Annotated in this window: 22 protein-coding genes; 6 read left to right on the top strand and 16 right to left on the bottom strand. The window is 71.7% G+C overall.

The window, feature by feature from the left end; genetic code table 11:
- Positions 1-55: 55 nt before the first annotated feature.
- From BLASA_RS16655 to mgrA, 3 genes are read right to left on the bottom strand one after another with little or no spacing between them, the layout of a single operon-like run.
- A complete protein-coding gene (locus BLASA_RS16655) occupies positions 56-1315 on the bottom strand; it encodes a hypothetical protein (RefSeq protein WP_014377381.1) in 1260 nt (419 codons plus the stop codon).
- The gene (locus BLASA_RS16660; RefSeq protein ID WP_166486572.1) at positions 1312-1602 is read right to left on the bottom strand and encodes a hypothetical protein; all 291 of its coding nucleotides are present in this window, start codon (positions 1600-1602) and stop codon (positions 1312-1314) included. Before BLASA_RS16660 ends, BLASA_RS16655 begins: the two co-directional genes overlap by 4 nt.
- A 54-nt stretch (positions 1603-1656) precedes the next feature.
- Entirely contained in the window at positions 1657-2691 is a 1035-nt protein-coding gene (gene mgrA, locus BLASA_RS16665) for an L-glyceraldehyde 3-phosphate reductase (protein WP_014377383.1), read from the bottom strand.
- A gap of 85 nt (positions 2692-2776) precedes the next feature.
- Here mgrA and BLASA_RS25180 point away from each other — a divergent pair, with 85 nt between their 5' ends.
- The gene (locus BLASA_RS25180; protein WP_014377384.1) at positions 2777-2935 is read left to right on the top strand and encodes a hypothetical protein; all 159 of its coding nucleotides are present in this window, start codon (positions 2777-2779) and stop codon (positions 2933-2935) included.
- 17 nt (positions 2936-2952) lie between these two features.
- Here BLASA_RS25180 and BLASA_RS25185 read toward each other — a convergent pair whose 3' ends face one another.
- Entirely contained in the window at positions 2953-3126 is a 174-nt protein-coding gene (locus tag BLASA_RS25185; protein ID WP_166486573.1) for a hypothetical protein, read from the bottom strand.
- On the opposite strand from BLASA_RS25185, the gene BLASA_RS16675 reads away from it, so the two are divergent.
- Both BLASA_RS16675 and BLASA_RS16680 read left to right on the top strand, forming a co-directional pair.
- On the top strand, positions 3125-3484 hold the full coding sequence (locus tag BLASA_RS16675; protein WP_041775818.1) for a hypothetical protein: 360 nt from the start codon (positions 3125-3127) through the stop codon (positions 3482-3484). The two genes, BLASA_RS25185 and BLASA_RS16675, sit on opposite strands and share 2 nt — an antisense overlap.
- 116 nt (positions 3485-3600) lie before the next feature.
- On the top strand, positions 3601-5712 hold the full coding sequence (locus BLASA_RS16680) for a M14 family zinc carboxypeptidase (RefSeq protein ID WP_014377386.1): 2112 nt from the start codon (positions 3601-3603) through the stop codon (positions 5710-5712).
- 60 nt (positions 5713-5772) lie between these two features.
- On the opposite strand, the gene BLASA_RS16685 is transcribed toward BLASA_RS16680, so the two are convergent.
- The 3 genes from BLASA_RS16685 to BLASA_RS16695 all read right to left on the bottom strand — a co-directional run bounded on the left by BLASA_RS16685 (position 5773) and on the right by BLASA_RS16695 (position 7216).
- Positions 5773-6195 carry a VOC family protein gene (locus tag BLASA_RS16685; protein ID WP_014377387.1) on the bottom strand — a complete coding sequence of 141 codons (423 nt, stop codon included), beginning with the start codon at positions 6193-6195 and terminating at the stop codon, positions 5773-5775.
- 126 nt (positions 6196-6321) lie between these two features.
- Positions 6322-6900 (bottom strand): MBL fold metallo-hydrolase, encoded by a 579-nt coding sequence (locus BLASA_RS16690; protein WP_014377388.1) that lies wholly within the window; start codon positions 6898-6900, stop codon positions 6322-6324.
- A gap of 52 nt (positions 6901-6952) precedes the next feature.
- Positions 6953-7216 (bottom strand): hypothetical protein, encoded by a 264-nt coding sequence (locus BLASA_RS16695; protein WP_014377389.1) that lies wholly within the window; start codon positions 7214-7216, stop codon positions 6953-6955.
- Between the two features lie 541 nt (positions 7217-7757).
- Between BLASA_RS16695 and BLASA_RS16700 the strand changes: the two genes are divergently transcribed.
- Positions 7758-8222: a PH domain-containing protein gene (locus BLASA_RS16700; RefSeq protein ID WP_014377390.1), complete on the top strand. Its 465-nt coding sequence runs from the start codon at positions 7758-7760 to the stop codon at positions 8220-8222.
- Between the two features lie 362 nt (positions 8223-8584).
- Here the strand turns inward: BLASA_RS16700 and BLASA_RS16705 are convergent, their stop codons facing one another.
- The 4 genes from BLASA_RS16705 to BLASA_RS16720 all read right to left on the bottom strand — a co-directional run bounded on the left by BLASA_RS16705 (position 8585) and on the right by BLASA_RS16720 (position 13913).
- On the bottom strand, positions 8585-11467 hold the full coding sequence (locus tag BLASA_RS16705) for a vitamin B12-dependent ribonucleotide reductase (protein WP_014377391.1): 2883 nt from the start codon (positions 11465-11467) through the stop codon (positions 8585-8587).
- Positions 11468-11611: 144 nt separating this feature from the next.
- The gene (nrdR, locus tag BLASA_RS16710; protein WP_014377392.1) at positions 11612-12166 is read right to left on the bottom strand and encodes a transcriptional regulator NrdR; all 555 of its coding nucleotides are present in this window, start codon (positions 12164-12166) and stop codon (positions 11612-11614) included.
- A gap of 377 nt (positions 12167-12543) precedes the next feature.
- Positions 12544-13284, bottom strand: coding sequence for a hypothetical protein (locus BLASA_RS16715; protein WP_014377393.1), 741 nt, complete (start codon positions 13282-13284; stop codon positions 12544-12546).
- A 125-nt stretch (positions 13285-13409) separates the two neighbouring features.
- On the bottom strand, positions 13410-13913 hold the full coding sequence (locus BLASA_RS16720) for a LysM peptidoglycan-binding domain-containing protein (RefSeq protein ID WP_085972518.1): 504 nt from the start codon (positions 13911-13913) through the stop codon (positions 13410-13412).
- A gap of 207 nt (positions 13914-14120) precedes the next feature.
- On the opposite strand from BLASA_RS16720, the gene lexA reads away from it, so the two are divergent.
- Complete coding sequence (lexA, locus tag BLASA_RS16725) at positions 14121-14888, top strand: transcriptional repressor LexA (RefSeq protein ID WP_014377394.1); 768 nt, start codon at positions 14121-14123, stop codon at positions 14886-14888.
- 69 nt (positions 14889-14957) lie between these two features.
- Here the strand turns inward: lexA and BLASA_RS16730 are convergent, their stop codons facing one another.
- The 5 genes from BLASA_RS16730 to BLASA_RS16750 form a co-directional block, all read right to left on the bottom strand.
- A complete protein-coding gene (locus BLASA_RS16730; RefSeq protein ID WP_014377395.1) occupies positions 14958-15746 on the bottom strand; it encodes an enoyl-CoA hydratase/isomerase family protein in 789 nt (262 codons plus the stop codon).
- Positions 15743-17578: an ABC transporter permease gene (locus tag BLASA_RS16735; protein WP_014377396.1), complete on the bottom strand. Its 1836-nt coding sequence runs from the start codon at positions 17576-17578 to the stop codon at positions 15743-15745. Before BLASA_RS16735 ends, BLASA_RS16730 begins: the two co-directional genes overlap by 4 nt.
- Before the next feature lie 55 nt (positions 17579-17633).
- Entirely contained in the window at positions 17634-18725 is a 1092-nt protein-coding gene (locus BLASA_RS16740; protein ID WP_014377397.1) for an ABC transporter substrate-binding protein, read from the bottom strand.
- Positions 18726-18787: 62 nt separating this feature from the next.
- Complete coding sequence (locus BLASA_RS16745) at positions 18788-19972, bottom strand: ABC transporter ATP-binding protein (protein WP_014377398.1); 1185 nt, start codon at positions 19970-19972, stop codon at positions 18788-18790.
- Positions 19969-21249 carry a CaiB/BaiF CoA transferase family protein gene (locus BLASA_RS16750; protein ID WP_014377399.1) on the bottom strand — a complete coding sequence of 427 codons (1281 nt, stop codon included), beginning with the start codon at positions 21247-21249 and terminating at the stop codon, positions 19969-19971. Before BLASA_RS16750 ends, BLASA_RS16745 begins: the two co-directional genes overlap by 4 nt.
- Before the next feature lie 107 nt (positions 21250-21356).
- Between BLASA_RS16750 and BLASA_RS16755 the strand changes: the two genes are divergently transcribed.
- Positions 21357-22112: an IclR family transcriptional regulator gene (locus BLASA_RS16755; RefSeq protein WP_041775820.1), complete on the top strand. Its 756-nt coding sequence runs from the start codon at positions 21357-21359 to the stop codon at positions 22110-22112.

Raw genomic sequence — 22112 nt, forward strand, 5'->3', positions numbered from 1 at the left:
GCCCGCCGCAGAGCCCGCCTGCCGGCCAGGAGCACGAGCCGCGGATCGGAGCCGTTCACCGGTCGCGGGAGACCGGCGGACGCGGCGGTCCCTCCGGGATGGTCAGCTGTGCACTGCTCACGCCCAGACCTGCGACGCCCGACACCTGCGCCCCGGTGTCCGCGTAGCGCGCCCGCCGTAGGGCCGCCGCGACCTCGGGAAGGCAGTCGGTGCCGGCCGGGAACTCCGGCGCCCTGCCGGTCGCGGGGGGCGTGTGGATCGACGACGGGCGGTACGCCGAGGCCCACTCCGACCTGGTGGGCCAGCAGCCCGAGCCGCTGACGGCACGAGTGGTGTTCGCCTTCGCCGGCCGGCCCCCTCCGGTGACGCGGCCGGTGAGGGCGATCCGGTCCGCCTGCCGCGGGCTCGCGCCCCGGGCGCGCTGCGACCGGATGAACGCCGGCCTCGCGAGGCCTCGGGCACCCTGTCGCACGGCCTGCCCAGCGAGCACGAACGCGCGCCCCGCGCCGAAGGTCACGACGCTCACGACGCCCAGCAGGACGTCGCCCAGCGCGGCACGGCCGTGGAACAGGAGCACCGAGCTGCCGGCGAGGGAGACCAGGCCGAGGACCAGTGCGGCGGCCGCCAGGAGGGCGGCGAACGGCTGCAGTGCGGGGATGACGCTCAAGGCCACGGAGAGCACGCCCAGCAGGGCCGACAGATCCCCTGCCCAGCCGGTGATGACGCGCACCGCGTCGAGGAGGTCGTCCCAGACGTCGTCCTCGAGCCGGTCCCCGCTGTTGACCTCCTCGATCGCGTCGGCGGCGGCGTTCCCGGCCGACCGCCACTCGTCCTCCAGCTCCCGGAGGTCCGCGCCGGCCGCGTGGATGTCGGCCGTGGCCGCCGCCGCGTCGTCGTGCGCCCGGCTGCCGGCCACGGGATCGGCTTCGCTCAGCGCGGAGTTGCGCTCCCGGGCCCGCCACGCGGCATCGCGGGCCGCCTCGGCCCGCTTCGCTCTCGCCAGCACGAGATCGGCCTCTGCCTGGATGCCGTCCAGAGTCGTGGCGTAGCCGGCCAGAGCCGCCGCCGTCCGCTCGTAGCGCTCCCTGGCCTGGACGATCGTGTCGCCGACCTCGGTGGTGCGGTCGCGGAAGGCCCGGCCGGCCTCGGACTCCCAGACGGTGGTGCTGTCGTGGATCTCGCGCAGGGCGGTGGCCGCCGTGCTGATCGCCGCCGCGGTGGCCGCGTACCGCTGGGCCAGGCGCGCGATCGCCGCGGGATCGCCGCCGACCGGGTCCGACGGGCGCAGCGGCGTCCAGTCCCGCGGGCGGCTCACTTCTCCCCCGCCATCGCCGCCACCAGCTCGGACTCGATCCGCTCGTAGGTGGTCGCGGCGTCCTTCGCGGCCTGCCCGAGCCCCTCGATCATGGTGGCCATCTCGATCCGCCGGCTGTCCCAGCTGGTCGCGAACTCGTGCAGCCGGTCCCGCAGCCGGTCGTGCGCGATCACGTCGCCACCGACGTCGGCGACGTCCCGTGCCCCCTCGAACTCCTGGTGGACGACCAGCAGGGACCGGCCCGCGTCGTGCAGCACGGATGTCTCGACTTCCAGACGGTGGCTCACCCGGCGGATGCTAGAGAGAAGCGCACCGGATCCGCTGCCGTCATCCACAGGCGGTCAGCCGGCGGTGCGCGGGCCTTCCCAGAGATCGATACCGCTGTCCACGGCGTGCTGGTCGATCGCGGCCAGCTCGTCGTCGGAGAAGCCGAGGTTCCCCAGCGCCCCGACGTTCTGCTCCAGCTGCCCGACGCTGCTGGCGCCGACGAGCACCGTCGTCACCTGCTCGTCGCGCAACGCCCAGGCCAGCGCCATCTGCGCCAGGCTCTGCCCGCGCCGCTGCGCCAGCTCGTCCAGCGCACGGACGTGGCCGAGCGCCTCCTCGGTGAGGAAGTCCGGCGACAGCGACTTCCCCTGGCTGGCCCGCGAGCCCTCGGGCACGCCGCCCAGGTACTTGTCGGTGAGCATCCCCTGCGCCAGCGGGGAGAACGCGATGCAGCCGGCGCCGACGTCGGTCAGGGTGTCCAGCAGACCGTCGCGCTCGATCCAGCGGTTGAGCATCGAGTACGAGGGCTGGTGGATCAGCAGCGGCGTCCCCAGATCGGCCAGGATCGCCGCGGCCTCGGCGGTGTCCCCGGGCGAGTAGGAGGAGATGCCCGCGTACAGCGCCTTGCCGGAGCGGACGGCGGCGTCCAGCGCCCCCATCGTCTCCTCGAGCGGCGTCGTCGGGTCGGGCCGGTGCGAGTAGAAGATGTCGACGTAGTCCAGCCGCATGCGGCGCAGCGACTGGTCCAGGCTCGCGGTCAGGTACTTCCGCGACCCGCCGCCCTGGCCGTACGGACCGGGCCACATGTCGTAGCCGGCCTTGGTGCTGAGGACCAGCTCGTCCCGGTAGGGCCGGAAGTCGTCGCCGAGGTGCCGGCCGAAGTTGGTCTCCGCAGACCCGTAGGGCGGTCCGTAGTTGTTGGCCAGGTCGAAGTGGGTGATGCCCAGGTCGAAGGCGCGGCGCAGGATGTCGCGCTGCCGGTCGAAGGGCACGTCGTCCCCGAAGTTGTGCCACAGCCCCAGGCTGATCACCGGCAGGTCCAGGCCGCTGCGGCCGGTGCGCCGGTAGGCCATGGAGTCGTAACGGTCGTCGGCTGCGGAGAAGGGCATGCCCCCATCCTTTCCGACGCCCGCCGGGCCCGCTGGGTCGCCTAGGCTGGCCGACGCCCGTCCCGCCGTCCCCCCGGAGTGCCCCGTGCTGCTGCGCCTGCTCGGACTGCTGCTGGTCGTCTGGCTCGCGCTCGCCGTCATCGGTGCGGTGGTCGAGGGCCTGTTCTGGCTGCTGATGATCGGCCTGGTGCTGTTCCTGGCCACGGCTGCGTTCGGCTGGACCAAGAGGAACGACCGGGTCTGACCCCGGGCGTCGAGCGGTCAGTCGCCGTCGGCGTCGCCCGCGGCGCCACCGGCGTACGGCCGCGGATCGGTGCTCCAGCCATCCGCCGGCGGCGGCCCCGGCTCGGGGTGCTCGGCCACCTGCTCGGCAGGCTCGACCCGGACACCGCCTTCGAGCTGGTCCAGCGCGATGGCGTAGCGGTTCTCCGTCATGAGGCATCCTCCCGCGCCGGCCGCCGGGCCGTCCAGCCGCCGTCCACCTGCCGGACTGACCGCGACCCCGGGTGGGCGCAGCCGCCAGGCTGGCCGGCTACAACGGCCGAGGCGCGCCCGGGGCGACGAGCTGGCCGTCAAGCAGGTCTGGTGGCGGCAGCTCCTCGACCCGCAGCTGCACCAGCAGCTGCCCCGGCCGGCGATGGTCGACCGGTTCGAGTGGCACGAGCACGAACCCGAGGTCGGCGGCCCGGTGGACTGGCGGGTCACCGGATCGCCGGCCCTGCGCGGCACGTTCCGCGCCGAGCTCCCGGCCTGGGCCCTGACGGCCGCGGAGGTGCCGCCCTGCGGCGCATGACCGGACGGCCCTCCCGGCTGCCCACCCCACCGGTGGTGCCGGCAGCAGCGTGACCTCCCGGGCGGGTGCTCGTTGGCTCAGACCACGACGCACCCTGCTCGCACCGGAGAGGCGCTATGAACCCCCGATCCCCCCGCAGACGTGCCGCGCTGTGCGCGGTCGGCACCGCCGTCCTCGTCGCCGTGACCACGGCGACCGCACCCGCTGCGCCCGCAGCGGCGACGGGAGGGGAGTTGACGGCCGAGGAGTTCCGGCCGCAGCTGGTCACCGTCGACACCCCGACCCGCGAGGACAAGCGGCTGCTGCAGACCCTCGGTCTCGACCTGACCGAGCACGCCGGCCACGACTACGTCGAGGTGGTGCTGCACTCCCCCGCCGACGTCACGGCGCTGCTCGCCGCCGGGCTCTCCTACGCCGTCCGCATCCCCGACCTGCTGGTCCGCGAGGCGGAGAACAGCCGGGTCAACGCCGCCTACGCCGCCGCCACGACCACCTCGCCGCTGCCGTCGGGCCGGGACGCCTACCGCACGCTGGCCGACTACGACGCCGACATGGCCGCACTCGAGCGCGACCACCCCGACCTGGTGGAGCTGATCACGCTGCCCCACCGGTCGCTGGACGGCCGGGAGATCCACGGCGTCGAGATCGGCGCGGACGTCCGCGGCCCGGACCGCGGGCTGCCGACGTTCGTGATGCTCGGCGTTCACCACGCGCGCGAGTGGCCCTCCGGCGAGCACGCGATGGAGTTCGCCGTCGACCTGGTGGAGAACTACGGCAACGACCCGCGGATCACCGACCTGGTGAACCGGTCCCGGGTCGTGGTGGTCCCGGTCGTCAACGTCGACGGCTTCGAGCTCTCCCGCACCGACGGCGGCCTGGTCGACCTCCGCGAGGTCGACCAGGGCGGCACCGGCACGATCCTCGGCACGCCCGGCAACGCCTACAAGCGGAAGAACTGCCGCCTGGTCGACGGTCAGGACACCCCCGACGGCACCTGCCGGGCCGGCAGCCTGACCAGCCCCGGCGGCTACGGCACCGGCGTGGACCTCAACCGCAACTACGGCGGCTACTGGGGCGGGCCGGGCGCCTCCGACCTGTTCGCTGACCCGACCTACCGGGGCGCGGCGGCGTTCTCGGAGCCGGAGACGCAGAACATCCGCGAACTGGTCAGCGGCCGGCACGTGACCACGCTGATCACCAACCACACGTTCTCCAACCTGGTGCTGCGGCCGGGCGGCGTCGCCCCGGACCAGGTGCCGCCCAGTGAGGGGATCCCGCTCGGCGACCCCTACGACGAGGCCGCGCTCAAGGCGCTCGGTGACGCGATGGCCGCGCAGAACGGCTACACCAGCCAGCACGCCTGGGAGCTGTACGACACCACCGGCTCCACCGAGGACTGGTCGTACAACGCCACCGGCGGCTTCGGCTACACCTTCGAGATCGGGCCCGACGAGTTCCACCCGCCGTTTCCCCAGGTGATCGACGAGTACCTCGGCGCCGGCGAGCACGCGGGCAGGGGGAACCGGGAGGCGTACCTCCTGGCGCTGGAGAACGCGGTGAACCCGGCGACGCACTCCGTCCTCACCGGCAAGGCGCCCGCCGGGGCGACCCTGCGGCTGCGGAAGACCGTCGCCACCCCGACCTGGACAGGGTCGATCGAGGACACCCTGGACACGGCCATGACGGTCGGGCCCGACGGCCGGTTCACCTGGCACGTCAACCCCTCGACCCGTCCGGTGGTCAAGGACCGGCAGGTGGAGACGGTGTCGTCCGAGCCGGTGGCGCAGGAGACGTTCACCGGGACGACGCTGCCGCTGCAGTCGACCGACTCCGAGTTCACCGTCGACCGGGACGCCGACCTGTTCGAGATCGTGCTCGACTGGCCGACGCCGGACGACATGGACCTCGAGGTGTACCGGAAGAACGCCGACGGCTCGCTGGAGCAGGTGGGCGGCTCGGGCAACTTCGTCGGGGAGAAGGAGCGGGTGCTGCTGCAGGACCCGGCCCAGGGCACCTACGTGCTCCGGGCGATCAACTTCGCCTCCGTGGCTCCGACGTGGACGCTCACCGCGTCGCTGTTCGACGCGGAGTCCTCGTCGGTGCCCGGGCTGGTGGAGAACTGGACGCTGACCTGCGAGGTCGCCGGCCAGGTTCGGCAGACGGTGCCGGTGGTCGTCGACCGGGGGCAGCAGCTGCGGGTGGACCTCAAGGCCTGTGGCCGGCGCTGAGCGGTACCGGCCGAGCGGGGAACGCCGGGATCTCCGGCGTTCCCCGCTCGAGCGCGTCGATCAGCCGCCGGCGTCCCGACCGGCGACGTTCACCAGCCAGTTGACGCCGAACCGGTCGACGCACATCCCGAAGACGTCCCCCCACGGGGCCTTCTCCAGCGGCATGGCGACGCTGCCGCCGTCGGAGAGCCGATCGAACCAGCCCCGGAGCAGTGCCTCGTCATCACCGCTGAGCGACATGTTCATGTCCGTGCCGCGCCGGAACTCCATGCTGCGCGGCGTGTCCGAGGCCATGAAGACGACGCCGTGGTCACCACGCAGCTGGGCGTGCATGACCAGGTCCTTCTCCGCTGGGTCCTGCGCGGCCCCGAACTCCTCGAACGTGGACACGTCGAGGGTCCCGCCGAAGACGGACTGGTAGAACTCCATCGCCTGGCGGGCGTCGTCCCGGAAGTTCAGGTACGGGTTCAGCTGGACGGACATGGTCGGTCTCCTCGGGTCGTCGCTGGTGCAGGCAGGCGGGCAGGACGTCGATCGGTCCCGTGCAGAGGAAGACCGGCGATCGCCGCGGAACTCATCGCCCACCGGCCCGTCCGAGGGCCGGCCGGCTCAGCGAGGCGTGGCGGAGCTCGGGCGGAAGGGCGCGCCGTGGGCGCAGACCACCAGGGTGGCCAGGTCGAGCACCCGCTCACGCTGCTGCCGGAGCTGGTCCCGGTCATGGCTGTAGGGGTCGTCGGCCGGCCCGTCCTCGGTCCACCACAGGTGCGTGAGTGCGACGACGTCATCCGGGGTGCCGACGAGCGTGGTGATGTCCTGCGGAGTGTGCCCCGGCGTGGCCAGCAGGCGGATGCTGGGCGCGAGCTGCACACCGTCGGCGGCGCGACGGGTGAACGTGTCCCCGTCGATGACCGACTGGAAGTCGTGCACCGGGACCACGGGGAAGAGCGCGACGTTGAGCGTGTGGTCGAGGTGGTGGTGGCTGACGACGACGTCGGTGACGTCCTCGGGCCGCACCCCGAGGTCACGCAGCGGGCGGAGGATGAGGTCCCGGTCGGCCACCATGCCCGGGTCGACGATCACGACCCGGTCGGCATCCCGGATGAGGCTGACCGTGCCTGCCACCTGCGGCATGCGCACGTACCCCTCGACCAGGACGTCAACGCGGGCGGTTCTCGACAGGTCGGCCATGCGGCGGACGCTAGCAACAGAACCGCGCGGAAGCTCCTCCGGAGCGGTACGGCTACGCCACGGCGGGCAGCGCGTCGCCTCGGTGCAGGTCGCTGTACGCCTCGTCGATCGTGGTCTGGCTGAGGACGAACTCGCGCACGGATTCACCGCGCACGAGGTATCGCCGGCCGGCGCACTCCGACAGGTCGGCGTCGAACACGGCCGCATCACGGAACCGGAATGCGTTCCAGAGCGGGACGACTCCGCCCAGGTCCGCGGCGACGTCCCGGCCCAGCCACCGACTCAAGACGGCGACCTCGTCAACGAACTCACGCACGTCTCGCTCCCTTCACTCCGGTGGCTCTGCTCGGTAGAGCATGGACGGTGCGCGGCGGCACCGGAATACGCGACGGCCTCGTTCACGAAGTCTTCATGCGCTCGAAACAGACGGACGACCGAGCGGCTCTGGCGAACCCATGTCAGAGCCTGTGACTTCCGCAGGACTCACATGACGAACCGCCCCAGATCTCCGTGCGGGGTTTCGTCAGGCCGGCCGGTGCCCAAGGTGCCGTCATGACCCGCACCTTCGTCAGCACCCGGGACAGAACATCTCCCGCGAACCCTGGCAGCGTGCCGTCGTCCGACGCCCTCAGCTGGGCCGGATGAACTCGGCGGTGTGCCACCGGGGGTCACGTCCCCTGCCGGGTCCCCACAGTGCCCGGTGGTGAGGCTCCGGGAGCCTGTCCCCTGGATCGCCCCGGCCGTACTCCCTGCGGGGATGCGGAGGAACGGAAGCTCCCCGCTGAGTCGGTCACCCGCATGGGCGCAAGTGGCCGCCAGCGAGCGTCCCCGACCGGGGTCACTGCATCATCAGCGCCGTGACCTCGCCGAACGTCGTGCTCGAGCTGCGCCCACCGCGCCTCTCCACCGCCCTCTACGGCGCCTCTCTCGTAGTAGGCGTCGCCCTGGTGGTGTTCGTCCTGACCACCGGCGGTCCCCCGCTCATCACGGCTGTCTTCGTGGCCTTCGCGGTGGGCATCACCGGGTACAACACGGCGACGGCGCTCAGCCGCGTCCGCGCGCATGCCGACGGATCACTCGAGGTGCGGAACCGACTGAAGACCCGCCGGCTCCAGCGCTCAGACATCGACCGGGTGATGGTGGGCCGCCAGGCCGGCTTCGGGTCCTTGCGGCGGGTCCAGCTGCTGCTCGAGGACGGGACGACCCTCCATCTGGTCGCGACGGAGACGCTGCCGTGCCCCGGGAAGCGACGGTTGGAACAGCAGGCCGCGGAGCTGCGGCAGTGGCTCGGAGGGACCCCTCTCCCTACCGCTGACGCGTAGGCGCTCCGGCGCTGGCTGGGTCCCCCGACTGCGCGGCCGTGCCCTTCCATCGGCCCGCCTTGAGGTCCGAGCGGCTGTAGTCCCGAGCGGGTGTAGTGCAGTGGTCGAGCCTCGATGACCGCCAGGAACTCGGGCAGGTCGAGGTACCGCCACAGGACCGTCTCGTCGACACCGGCCGGAAGTTCGGGCGGTCTGTGTCCTCGAACGACATAGACGCTTCCTCGACGCGTGTCCCCCCGGAGCGACGCGCTCCGGGGGGACGCGCTCCGGGGGGACACTGGCGATGGTCAGACCCACTGCGCCGAGGCGCGATGGTCGCCCTGGCTCAGACCCGCATAGGGATCACGGCGGAGATGGTCATTTCAGCTGCAGCCGCTGGTGGAGCCGCAGCCCTCGCAGACGTAGCAGCTACCCGCCGGGCGCATCTTCGTGCCGCACGTCATGCACAGCGGAGCGTCGGTGGCGGTGCCGGTGACCAGCTCGAGCAGCTCGGCCGAGGAGTGCGCCTCCTTGACCGACGTCGGGCCGTCGGGGGTGACCTTCTCCTGCAGCTTGGCGGCCTCGATCGGCGCGGAGCCACGCAGCTGCTCCAGGTCGACCTCATCCTCCTGCACGGTGGCGGTCGAGGCCGAGGTCCCGTACGAGCCGGCGACCTGGGCGGCCCGCTCCTCGGCGGTGAAGATGCCGAGGCCGGCGCGCTTCTCCACGGGCAGGTGGTCCAGCGCCAGGCGACGGAAGATGTAGTCCATCACCGACTGGGCGATCCGGATGTCCGGGTCGTCGGTCATGCCGGCCGGCTCGAACCGCATGTTGGTGAACTTCTGGATGTAGGTCTCCAGCGGCACACCGTGCTGCAGGGCCAGCGAGATGCCGATCGAGAAGGCATCCATCACACCGGCGAGCGTCGACCCCTGCTTGCCCAGCTTGAGGAAGACCTCACCCAGGCTGCCGTCCTCGTACATGCCCGCGGTCATGTAGCCCTCGGCGCCGGCGACGCTGAACGAGGTGGTGACGCTCGTCCGCTTCTTCGGCAGCCGCTTGCGCACCGGGTGCGACAGCGCGGCGGGCGCCTCGGCCTCGGCCTTGGCCTCGTCCTTGGTGCCGTCGTTCTTGCCCTTGCCGCCGGACAGGGGCTGGCCGACCTTGCAGTTGTCGCGGTAGATCGCCAGCGCCTTGAGGCCGAGCTTCCAGCCCTCGAAGTAGATCTTCTCGACGTCCTCGATGGTCGCCGACTCCGGCATGTTGACCGTCTTGCTGATCGCGCCGGAGATGAACGGCTGCACCGCGGCCATCATGCGGACGTGGCCCATCGGCGAGATGGCCCGCTCCCCCATGGCGCAGTCGAAGACCTCGTAGTGCTCCGGGCGCAGGGTCGGGGCGTCCACGACGTGGCCGTGCTCGGCGATGTACTCGACGATCGCCTCGATCTGCTCCTCCTGGTAGCCCAGGCTGCGCAGCGCCCGCGGCACCGTCTGGTTGACGATCTGCATCGAGCCGCCGCCGACCAGCTTCTTGAACTTGACCAGCGAGAAGTCCGGCTCGATGCCGGTCGTGTCGCAGTCCATCATGAAGCCGATGGTTCCGGTGGGGGCCAGCACCGAGGCCTGCGCGTTGCGCCAGCCGTTCTCGGCACCGATCTCCAGGCACTCCTGCCACTGCGCGGTCGCGGCCTTGAGCACGTCGGCGTCGTCGGCCCCGACGGGGCGGATGGCGTCGTTGGCCGCGGCGTGCTTGCGCATGACCCGGGCGTGGGCGTCGGCGTTGCGGGCGAAGCCCTCGTAGGCGCCGACGATGCCGGCGAGCTCGGCCGAGCGGCGATAGGCGGTGCCGGTCATCAGCGAGGTGATCGCCGCGGCCAGGCTCTGGCCGCCCCGCGAGTCGTAGGCGTGGCCGGTGGCCATGAGCAGGGCGCCGAGGTTGGCGTAGCCGATGCCCAGCTGACGGTAGGCACGGGTGGTCTCACCGATCGGCTCGGTCGGGAAGTCGGCGAAGCAGATCGAGATGTCCATCGCGGTGATGACCAGCTCGACGGCCTTCACGAAGTTCTTGCTGTCGAACGTGCCGTCGTCCTTCAGGAACTTCATGAGGTTCAGCGACGCCAGGTTGCACGAGCTGTTGTCCAGGCTCATGTACTCCGAGCACGGGTTCGACGCGTTGATGCGGCCGGTCTCGGGGTTGGTGTGCCAGTCGTTGATCGTGTCGTCGTACTGGATGCCCGGGTCGGCGCACTCCCAGGCGGCCTGGGTGACCTTGCGGAACAGCGTCTTGGCGTCGACGGTCTCGATCACCGAGCCGTCCAGACGGGCGCGCAGACCGAAGGCGGCGCCCTCGTCGACCGCACGCATGAACTCGTCGGAGACGCGGACGGAGTTGTTGGCGTTCTGGTACTGGACGCTGGTGATGTCCTTGCCGCCCAGGTCCATGTCGTACCCGGCGTCGCGCAGCGCGCGGATCTTGTTCTCCTCGCGCGCCTTGGTCTCGATGAACTCCTCGACGTCGGGGTGGTCGATGTCGAGGACGACCATCTTCGCCGCACGTCGGGTGGCGCCACCGGACTTGATGGTCCCGGCGGAGGCGTCGGCGCCGCGCATGAAGCTGACCGGACCGGAGGCCGTGCCACCGGAGGAGAGCAGCTCCTTCGACGAGCGGATGCGGGAGAGGTTCAGGCCGGCACCGGAGCCGCCCTTGAAGATCAGACCCTCCTCGCGGTACCAGTTCAGGATCGAGTCCATCTCGTCGTCGACGGCGAGGATGAAGCAGGCGCTGACCTGCTGCGGCGCGCTCGTGCCGACGTTGAACCAGACGGGGCTGTTGAAGCTGAAGTACTGGTGCAGCAGCATCCAGGTGAGCTCGTGCTCGAAGATCTCGGCGTCGCCCTCGCTGCCGAAGTAGCCGTGCTCGCGGCCGGCCTCGGTGTAGGTCAGCACCACCCGGTCGATGAGCTGGCGCAGGCTGGTCTCCCGCTGCGAGGTGCCGACCGCACCGCGGAAGTACTTCGTGGTGACGATGTTGGTGGCGTTGATGCTCCACTCGGCCGGGAACTCGACCCCGCGCTGCTCGAAGTTGATCGAGCCGTCACGCCAGTTGGTCATGACGACGTCGCGGCGCTCCCAGGTCACCTCGTCGTACGGGTGCACACCGGCGGTGGTGAAAACGCGCTTGATCTTGAGGCCCTTGCCCCGGCTGGGCGCCTTCGCGCTGCGGCGGGTGCGGGCGCCGGCCAAGCGGTCGTCGGTCTCGGTCATGGTGTGGAGCTCTCCCTGGTCGTGTGTCGCATGGTGCTTCGCGGGGCTGCGCGGTGGTGCTGCGCGGTGGCGGATCGGGGGCTGGGGAAGAGCCGCGATCGGTAACTGCTCGAACTGCTGTCTATCGGTGGGCACTGACAGTTCTCAGGTGCCGGCGGCGCCGGCGTCGGCCGTGGGCTGACTGCGCCCACCGCCCCGCCGGCGGACCGGTGGGTCGGTCTGCATGCCCGGCAGCGGCGGGGTGCCCGCGGCGATGTGCCGGGCCCGGAGCTCGGAGATCTCCTTCTCGAAGTCCTCGAGCGAGGTGAAGGCCCGGTACACGCTGGCGAAGCGGAGATACGCCACCTCGTCCAGCTCGCGCAGCGGCCGCAGGATGGCCAGCCCCACCTCGTGGCTGGGCACCTCGGCGGCGCCGGTGGCGCGGATGGCGTCCTCGACCTGCTGGGCGAGGAGTTTCAGCTGGTCCTCGTCGACGGGGCGCCCCTGGCAGGCGCGCCGGACGCCGGCGACCACCTTGCTGCGGTTGAACGGCTCGCTGACGCCGTTGCGCTTGACGACGGCGAGCACCGCCTCCTCGACGGTGGTGAACCGCCGCCCGCAGTTCGGGCAGGACCGACGGCGCCGGGTGGTGGCGCCCTCGTCGGCCTCGCGGGAGTCGATGACCCGGCTGTCGGGGTTGTGGCAGAACGGGCAACGCACGGTGGTTCACCTCCTCCCTCCGGGTGCCCCGCCCCCGGCCGGCTGTGGACCCCCCTGGGGACATCCGGTGGATGCTCGGGGGAGAACCTGAGGAAGGGCCTGTGGACGGGCTTACAGCTCTGTAACTACTAGATGTAGGGGAACCCTAGGACGGGCCACACAAGATGTGCAAGTGATCGTTTCCCCGGCGTGTTCCGCCCCGACCCGCCCGTGCGCACGCGGAACACCGGTCCCCTCCAGTCACACGACACGCCGGGGCGACGCGCGGAACAGTTGCCGGAGGACGCGCCGGTCCCCCTCCCCCGGCGCTCGCACCCGGGCATGCCGACGGCGCCGGGCCCCGTGGGGTCCGGCGCCGTCGAATGCGACGCCTGGCGTCAGACGCTGCTGCACGGACCCTTCACCCGGGGGCGGCGGGAGTGCGGCACCTGGTCACCCAGGCGCATGGGGCGGGTCAGCAGGTCACCGTCCAGATCGGCCGGAGGCGTCCACCCCCGGCCCACCGACGACACCTCCACGGGAAGCGCCGTACGAGCCGACGGGACCGGCCGGGCGGTGGTCTCGGGGCACTCGTCCCGCCGTGCGGGCGCCACCTCGGCTCCGGCTCCGCCGACGGCGGGGAACAGCCCCGTGTCAGCAGCCCGATGCCGCCCGGCGGCCACGTCCACCGCCTCACCGGAGGCGCGGTGGCGCCCCGGCGCGGGCACCGGCGTGGAGGAGGCATGGGCCAGGTGGACGTCGGCCTCCTCCGGTGCGCGCCGTCGTCCCCCGGCGCGGGCCGGAGCGGGCCGCCGGAGGTGGTCCCGCTTCAGGGGAAGGCTGGCAGTGGTGTCGTGGTCGTGTGCCGGAGCGGCGGCGGGCAGGGCCTGCGTCACCGCGACCACCGGGGCGGCCTGCGGGGCCGGCGAGCGCTCGGGCAGCCGCAACGTCGCCAGGTCGGTCCACGTCGTCTGCTCGATCCCGTCCACGACCGCCCGGACCCACACCTGGCACGTGCCGGTGTCGTCATGTCGCCAGCCCAGCAGCTCCCCCGCCCACCAGGCACCTGCCTGGTAGACCTCGACGACCTGGGGCTGACTGGCGAACACGGCTGCTCGGTTCTCCACGACGCTCGACACGGGAGGACCGTATGCGCCTCGTCGCGACAGAGCGTGAACGTGCTCGCACTCAGGGTTGACGAAGTCGGCCGGTCGCATTGTGCAGCTGTCCTCGCGGGGCCGTTCGACCGCCCACCGCGAGGAGCTCAGGGGAGCTCGAGCACCTGACCGGGCTCGATGGAAGCGCTGTCCAGGCCGTTGAGCAGCTGGATCCCGTCGATCACCTCGCGAACGTCCCGCTCCCCTGCCACTCCGCTCGCGATGGACCAGAGCGTGTCGCCCGGCTCGACGATGACGCTGCTGGTGCCCATGAGCTCCAGGCGCTCTGCGTCGTCACTCAGCAGCGCACCGGCGGCTGCGGCGATCCCCGTGACCACGAGGAGCAGCAGGACCACCACCAGGCGCCGGCCCCGTGCGGTCAACCGCAGCGGCGGGGCCTGCGGGCCGGCCGTCCGGCGCGGCACCGGTCGGACCGCCTCGGGGTCCGGCGACAAGGCGACCGAGCGACGTCGCGGCGCCGGCGGGACCGCGTACGCGGCGGGTACCGGCGGCAGCGCCCGGAGATGCCGCGCGGAGGGCGCCGCGCCGGCGACCCGGCCCTCCACCCCCACCTCGCCGCCATGCGCCAACAGTGCACGAGTGCTCGCCATCGCTGTCCACCTCTCGCCGGCCGACGCCCGTCGACCCGAACACACGTTCGATTCGAACGTCTGTCCGATGTGTACCGGATGCCACCGACAGATGCGACGCGACACGACGATCTTCGAACACCTGTTTGAACTGTCCGGCGATCGGCGTTACGGTTCCTCCGACGACCAGGGCTGAGCAGCTGCACGGGCAGCCGGCGAGGAGGAGACGTGACGGACTCGAGTGGGACGTCCGGCGGCCGACGTGGCACCGCGGGCACCACACCGGACCCGGCCGGCGATTCGGCGTCGGTGCGCACCTTCCCCGACCGGAGCGCCGACGGCGACGGCCTGACCCAGCGGCAACGCCGGGTGCTGGAGGTGATCCGCGACTCCATCGAGCGTCGCGGCTACCCGCCGTCCGTCCGGGAGATCGGTGAGGCCGTCGGCCTCTCCTCCGCCTCGTCGGTCGCCCACCAGCTGTCGGTCCTGCAGAAGAAGGGCTGGCTGCGCCGCGACCCCAACCGGCCCCGGGCCCTCGACGTGCGTCTTCCCGGCGAGGCCGGCCGCAGCGCGACCGCGGTCGTCGAGCCGCCGGCGCTCGGGGACGGCGACCGGGCGTCGGCGCCCGCGTACGTGCCGCTGGTCGGGCGGATCGCGGCCGGTGGCCCGGTCCTCGCCGAGCAAGCGGTGGAAGACGTCTTCCCCCTCCCGCGCGAGCTCGTCGGCGAGGGCACGGTCTTCATGCTCAAGGTGGCCGGTGACTCGATGGTCGAGGCAGCCATCTGCGACGGCGACTGGGTCGTGGTGCGTCAGCAGCCCACGGCGGAGAACGGTGAGATCGTGGCCGCCATGATCGACGGCGAGGCGACGGTCAAGACGTACAAGCGCCGGGACGGGCACGTGTGGCTGCTGCCGCACAACTCCGCCTACGAGCCCATCCCGGGCGATGAGGCGACGATCCTCGGCCGGGTGGTCAGCGTCCTCCGCCGGGTCTGATCCCGGAACGGCCGACGGCGGGTCCGTCCTCCGGAGAGGTCGGACCCGCCGTTGACGTCCGAGGATCGATCAGCGCCGGTTGTAGTCGCCGTCCCGCTTCTCGAAGAAGGCCCGGAGCGCCTCCTGGTGGTCCTCGGTACGGAACATCTCCAGGAACCGCTTGGTCTGCAGCGCCTGTCCCTGGGCGAAGTCCATCTCGAAGGCCCCCGTCACCGCCTCCTTCGTGACCTCGACCGACAGCGGGGCACGCGTGGCGATGCGCTGCGCCTTCGCCAGCGCGGCAGGCATCAGATCGGCCGGCTCGTGGACCTCGGTCACCAGTCCCCAGTTGAGCGCCTGCTGGGCGGTGTAGCGGGCGCCGGTCAGCAGGATCTCCTTGGCCGGGCCGAGCCCGATCACGCGGGGCAGGCGCCAGAAGCTGACGATGAGACCGACGTTCACGCCGGCGGCCACGAAGAACGCGTCCGTGGACGCGATGCGGATGTCGCAGCAGAGGGAGAACTCCAGCCCCCCGCCGATCGTCGCCCCGTTGATGGCCGCGATGACCGGCGCGCGGAAGTGCTGGACTCCGTTGAGCACCCGGCTGAACTCGGCGAGGTAGTCGGTCAGCTGCTCGTCGCTCATGGACTGGTCCTCGCCCAGGTGCGCTCCCGCGGTGAAGGCGCGGCCCTCACCGGTGATCACCAGGCACCGGACGTTCTCGTCGGCGTCCAGGATGTCCAGCGCCTTCATGAAGGACCGCCGGCTCTCCCAGCTGAAGGTGTTGGAGGGAGGGCTGTCCAGCGTGAGGACGGCGATGTGCGGGGTCTCGTAGCGCAGGTGGACGCCGCTACCGACATCGGTGGTGGTCACGGTCATGCTGCTTCCTCCGGGGGTGTGTTGAGTGCGACGGACGGGGAACGGCGGGACCGCCGGGGGGACTCGCCGGGTTTGCGGTCGAGCAGCCGCATCGCGACCACGGTCACCACGATGTTGATCAGGAGGATCACCACGGAGAGCGCGCCGACCCGCTGGTACAGCGACTCGCTGGCCAGGTTGTAGAGCACCGTGGCGACCGTCGGATTGGCGCCGGTGTAGAGGAACACCGACATCTCGAGCTCCCTGAAGAGGAGCACGAAGTTGAGCAGTCCCGCGGCCAGGAGGGAGGGCCGCAGCAGCGGGACGGTGATCCGCCGCCAGGTGCGCGCCCAGGAGGCGCCCAGGCTGCGGGAGGCCTCCTCCACCTCCGCACCGATCTGACCCATGCCGGCGTGGACGTAGGCGAACGTCAACGGCAGTGCGCTGCCCGTGTAGGCGATCAGCAGGATCGTCAGCGTCCCGCCCAGCCCGAACGGCTGGGCGGCGTAGGCGATGATCAATCCGATGCCGAGGACCGCCCCCGGGAAGGCCAGCGGCGCGGCCATGGCACCGACGATCACCGCGTTGCTGCGTGCCTTGGTGCGGTGCACCAACCACGAGGCGAGCAGCGCCACGGCCAGGGCCAGCAGGGTGCCGCCGATCGCCAGCGCGAAGCTGTTGCCCATGGCGGCGGCGATGAGCGGCCGGCCGAAGACCTCTTCGTAGTTGCCGGTCAGGGTGAAGTTGTCCCACCCGAGAGGACGGCCCAGGGCCTTGCGGAAGGACGTCACCAGCAGCATGCCGAACGGCATGACCAGGCTCAGCACCACGACGGCCACGCAGAACGCCACCGCCGGGTAGCGACCGGCTCCCAGGTGCGTGACGTCCTGCCGGCCCGGCTTGCCCCCGATGACGGTGAACTTCCTGCCGCCCACGAGCTTTCGCTGGATGAGCAGCAGCGCCGCGATGATGACGAGGATCGGCACGGAGATCACCGCGGCCACCTCGATCCGCGGCGGGAACTGCATGAGGCTCAGCAGCACGGTCGGGATGGTCTGGAAACCGGTCGGTGCGCCGAGGATCGCCACCGGGCCGAAGATGATCGCCGAGGAGACGAACACCAGGATCGAGCCGGCGATCAGGGCCGGCGCGATGACGGGGAACGTCACCGTCCGCAGCACCCGCCAGCGGGAGGCGCCGAGGCTCGCCGCGGCCTGCTCCAGTGCGGGGTCGATGCCCTCGAGGGCCGCTGACACGGGCAGGAAGACCAGCGGGTAGAGGAACAGCGACAGGACGAAGATGATTCCCCACGGGGTGAAGATGTCGAACGGTGACTCCTCCAGGCCGAAGATCGACATCAGCGTGGTGTTCAGGACGCCGTTGCGCGGCCCGAGCAGGAGCACCCACCCCAGCGCGGCGATGAAGCTGGGTGCCGCGAAGGTGAGGACGGCGCTGCCGCGGAAGAACCGCCGCATCGGCATGTCCGTGCGCACGGTGAACCAGGCCAGCGGCAGGCCGACGAGGAAGCTGCCCAGCACCGTGCCGCAGGCGATCCAGAGCGAGTTGCGGATGGCCTCGAGCAACAGGGGTTCGGTGCCCAGCAACGCGTAGTTCGACAGGGTCAACCCGCCGTCGTCGGCCACGAAGCTCTGCCCGAACACCTGCGCGATCGGATAGCCCACCAGGGCCAGCAGCGCCAGCACCCACACCAGGCGCATGGCGCGCTCGAAACCGGTCGACCGACGTCGGCGCGGCGCCCGGCCGGGGGGTGGCCCCCCGGCCGGGCCGGCCGCCGACCGCTCGCGCGGATCGGCGCCCGGCACCGTCGACGTCGCGGGGCCGCTCAGGGTCACGGCCCGCTCCCTTCGCACGGGCCGGCGAGCGCGCCGGCCCGTACCGCGTCCGTGCTCACCGGTTGAACAGTTCGGCGAAGCGGGCCACCACCTGGTCTCCCCGGGCAGCGATCTCCTCGAGATCGGCGGGAAGGAGCGTGGCGTCGGAGAGGTCGGCACCTTCCGCCGGCTGCGGAGCGCCCTCCAGCACGCTGCGCCCGCCGAGCTCGACCAGCGCGTTCTGGAAGTCCTCGCTGAGCTGGTACTGCATCAGGAGCTTCGCGGCGTTGGGCCGCGGGGCGTCGGTCAGCATCGCCAGCTCGCTGGTGAAGGTCGGCACGCCGTCCTCCATGAAGGCGATCTCCAGCGGCTCGCCCTCCGCGGCGGCACTGAGCACCGCGGACTCGATCGCCGGGACACCGATGTCGGCCTCGCCGGTGAGCACCAGCTGCGCCAGGGCCAGGCTGCTGTCGGTGACGATCACATCGCGTTCGGCCAGCTGCGCGAGCCACTCCTCCCCGTAGAGGCCGGTGAGCGTCGTGTAGAACGCGAGCGCGGTACCCGACGCCCCCGGGTCGGAGCTCACGATCGTGCCCTCCGTCGAGGAGGCGAACTCCTCCCACGTGGTGGGCAGGTCTGCGGGGTCGGTGCTGGCGCCGTTGTACATGATCCCGAGGGGCACGAGGCTGTAGGGCACCTGCGGGTTGTCGGGATCGTCCAGGCCGTCGATGATCTCGTCGGCGTTGGGGATCTCGGGCTCGGTGATGATCCCCTCGTCCGCCCACTGCTGCAGCGTGTCCGGGTCGGTGAGGCTGACCACGTCGGCGTTGAGAGAGCCGCTCGCCAGTTCGGCGGAGATGGAGTTGGCGACCGAGCCGGAGTCCTCCCGGGTGAAGGTCACCTCGACGTCGAAGAGCTCCTGCATCCGCTGCTGGAGCAGTTCGACCCCCGGACGGGTGTGCCCGCCGGCGTAGATGACGACTCCACCCTCCTCCTGGGCAGCGGCGATCAGGTCCTCGCTGATGCCTTCGATGCCGGCGGCTTCGCTCGCCGCCTCACCGCCCTCGGCGGCCGGCTCGGAGCCGTTGCCGCACCCGGCGAGAAGGACGGCGGACAAGGGAACGGCGAACAGGGCGTTCCTGCGGCGGGCGGTGGGACGAATCGACACGGTGCCTCTTCTCGGACGGACGTGCGTGGACGGTGGACGAACGGCGGAGCGACGGATCCCGGTCACGCGGCGGACCGCCCGGCCGGAGCTGGGGCGGGCGAGGCGCCCGCGTTGGCCGATGGCCCCGGGTGGTGGCCGTCATCGCCGGGGACGGAGGCCGCCGGTCCATCGCTGACGATGGCGACCGCGGTGCCGTCCACCTCGATCACGACGTCCTGGCCGACGTCGAAGCGGCCCAGGCTGGGACCGGTCGCCTTCAGCGGCTCGGCGAGTCCGGGCAGGTCGACGGCGTACTGCACGTGGTCCCCGAAGAACAGCGCCTCGCTGACCCGAGCGGCCCCCGCGGCGCTGGAGGTCCCGGAGGTGAGCCGGAGATCGACGGGACGGATCGACACGGCCACCTCGTCCCCCGCCTGCACGGCCACGTCCGCCGGCGGTGGGGCGGTCACCGTGATGCCACCGGGCAGCCGGAGGGGCACGCCCTCGGGGGACGGCGAACCGCACACGGTGGCGGGCAGCAGGTTCGTCGCGCCGAGGGCCCGGGCGACGAAGCTCGTCCTCGGGCGCCGGTAGACCTCCTCCGGGGCGCCGACCTGCACCACCCGGCCCGCGTGCATGACGACCAGCCGGTCCGCGAGCGACAGCGCCTCGGCCTGGTCGTGGGTGACGTAGACCATCGTCACCCCGAGCGACCGGTGGATGCGCTTGATCTCCGAGCGCATCTCCTCCCGGAGCCGGGTGTCGAGGTTGGACAGCGGCTCGTCCAGCAGCAGGAGTGCCGGGTCGTTCACCAGGGCCCGGGCCAGCGCGACGCGCTGCTGCTGGCCACCGGAGAGCTGGTGGGCGTAGCGGTCGGCCAGACCGTCCAGCTGCACCATGGCCAGCGCCTCGTCGGTCCGGCGCCGGACCTCCCCACGGCTCGCTTTCGCCGTCGTCGGCCCGTAACCGACGTTCTCCCGCACGCTGAGATGCGGCCAGAGGGCGTAGCTCTGGAACACCACCGACATCTGGCGGCGCTCCGGCGGGACGAACATGCGCGGCCCGGCCAGCACCTTGTCCCGCAGCCGGATCTCCCCGGCGTCCGGGCGCTCGAAGCCGGCGATCATGCGCAGGCAGGTGGTCTTGCCGCAGCCGCTGGGCCCGAGCAGGACGACGGCCTCCCCCTCCTCGATGGAGAGATCGACGTGGTCGACCACCGGTGCGGCGCCGAAACTCTTGGTCAGTCCGGACAGGACGAGGTGGGTCACGCGGGGACCTCCGTCGAATCGAGGGGGCTGGCTGCCGCACCGGTCGTGCGGGTGTGGTCGTCAGGCGTCACCAGGACGCCGGCGGAGACGAGTTCCTCGATCTCCGCGGCGGACATCCCGGCCTCCGCCAGCACCTCGCGGCTGTGCTCGCCGAGCAGGGGCGCCGGGCGGCGGATGGCCGACGGGGTGCCGGACAGCTTCACGGGGGCGCCGATGTGGCGGACGGTGCCCATGCGGGGGTGCTGCGTCTCGACGAGCATCTCCCGTGCCTGCACGTGCGGGTCCGCGTAGACCTGCTCGATGTCGTAGAGCGGCCCGCTGGGCACCCCGGCCGCGTGCAGGGCCTCGAGCCACTCGGCCGTCGTCCGCTGCCGCAGCGTCGCCGCCAGCTCCCCGGCCAGTTCGAACCGGTACGTCATCCGGGCGGGGTTGTTCTCGAACCGCGGATCCTGCAGCAGCCGCTCCATCCCGAGGCCGGCGCACAACCGCGCCCAGTTCCGGTCGTTGGCCGCCCCGATGGCGATCCACCCGTCGGCCGTGGGCAGCGCCTCGTAGGGGGCGGACAACCGGTGCGCCGATCCCATCGGGCTGGCCACGTCCCCCAGGCTGAAGAACATCGCCGTCTCCCAGACCGTGTAGGCGATCCCCGCCTCGAGCAGCGACGTGTCGACGAACTGCCCCTCCCCCGTCTTCAGCCGGTGGATGTAGGCCGACAGCACGCCGTAGGCGCCGAACACGCCGGCGTTGAGGTCGCAGATGGGGACGCCGACCTTGGCCGGCGGCCGTCCGGGCTCACCGGTCATGCTCATCAGGCCGCTCATCGCCTGGGCGATGAGGTCGTATCCGCCGCGACCGGCGTACGGACCAGTGGCGCCGAATCCGGAGATGGAGCAGTAGACGAGAGCCGGGTTCGCCGCCCGGAGCGCCTCCTGTCCCAGTCCGAACCGGTCCAGCAGGCCGGGACGGAAGTTCTCCACGAGCACATCGGCGTCCTCGGCCAGCCGCCGGACGACGTCCGCGCCACGTGGGTCCTTCAGGTCGACGGCGATACCGCGCTTGTTGCGGTTCATGGCGTTGAACGCCGGAGAGTGCTCGACGTCCGGGCCGCGGGACATCCGGCGGGTGTCGTCCCCGCCCTCGGGCCGCTCGATCTTGATCACGTCGGCACCCATGTCGGCCAGCAGCATGGAGCAGTACGCCCCCGCCATGACCTGGGTGAGGTCGAGGACCCGCACGCCGGAGAGGGCGCCCTGGGGGACCTGGTCTGACACGTACATCTCCCGACTGCCTTGCCGACCGTGCCACTGTGTGGCACGCTTTGCCGTACAGTGGCACGCTGTGGTGGGCGCCACAGTAGGGCCGAGGGAAGGGTGACGTCAACCACATGAGGTCGGTATCCGTGGCGCTGGCCGTGCTCGAAGCCGTCTCCGAGCACCAGCCCATCGGGGTCAGCGACCTGTCACGGGCCATGCAGCTGCCGAAGTCCACGGTCCAGCGCATGCTCCTGACCCTCGGCGAGCTGGGCTGGATCCGGGCCGGCACCGAGGAGCCGACCCGGTGGTCGCTCACCGCCAAGGCGCAGGCCATCGGATCCCGGCACCGAGCGGACGAGGAGATCCGGCGCGTCGCGCTGCCGGCCATGCACCGGCTCTCCGCAGCGACCGGCGAAACCGTCCACCTGTCGGTGCCGGAGGAGCGGCGGATCGTCCTGCTCGACAAGATCGACGGCGCTCACCCGGTCCGGACCCATGCCTCGGTGGGGAACGGCGCCCCCCTCCACACGACGGCGTCGGGAAAGGCTGTGCTCGCCGCGATGGCCGAGCCGCGGGCCGCCGCGCTGCTGCGCGCCGCCCCGCTGGAGGCGCTCACCGCGCACACCGACACCGATCCCGAGACCCTGCTCCGCGAGCTGCGGCGGGTGCGCCGGCAGGGCTACGCCGTCTCCGTGGGCACCCGCCACCCGGACATCGCTGCGGTGGGGGCGGCCATCCTCGACGGCTCCGGCATGCCCGTGGCCACGTTGAGCCTGTCGCTGCCGACCTCCCGGTGCCCCCGGCGCCTGTGGCCGGTCTACGGGGAACAGGTCACCGCGGCCGCGGCGGAGTGCAGCCGCCAGCTGGGCTGGCGGCCCACGCCATGA

The sequence above is a fragment of the Blastococcus saxobsidens DD2 genome (assembly GCF_000284015.1).
Classification (GTDB): Bacteria; Actinomycetota; Actinomycetes; order Mycobacteriales; family Geodermatophilaceae; genus Blastococcus; species Blastococcus saxobsidens_A.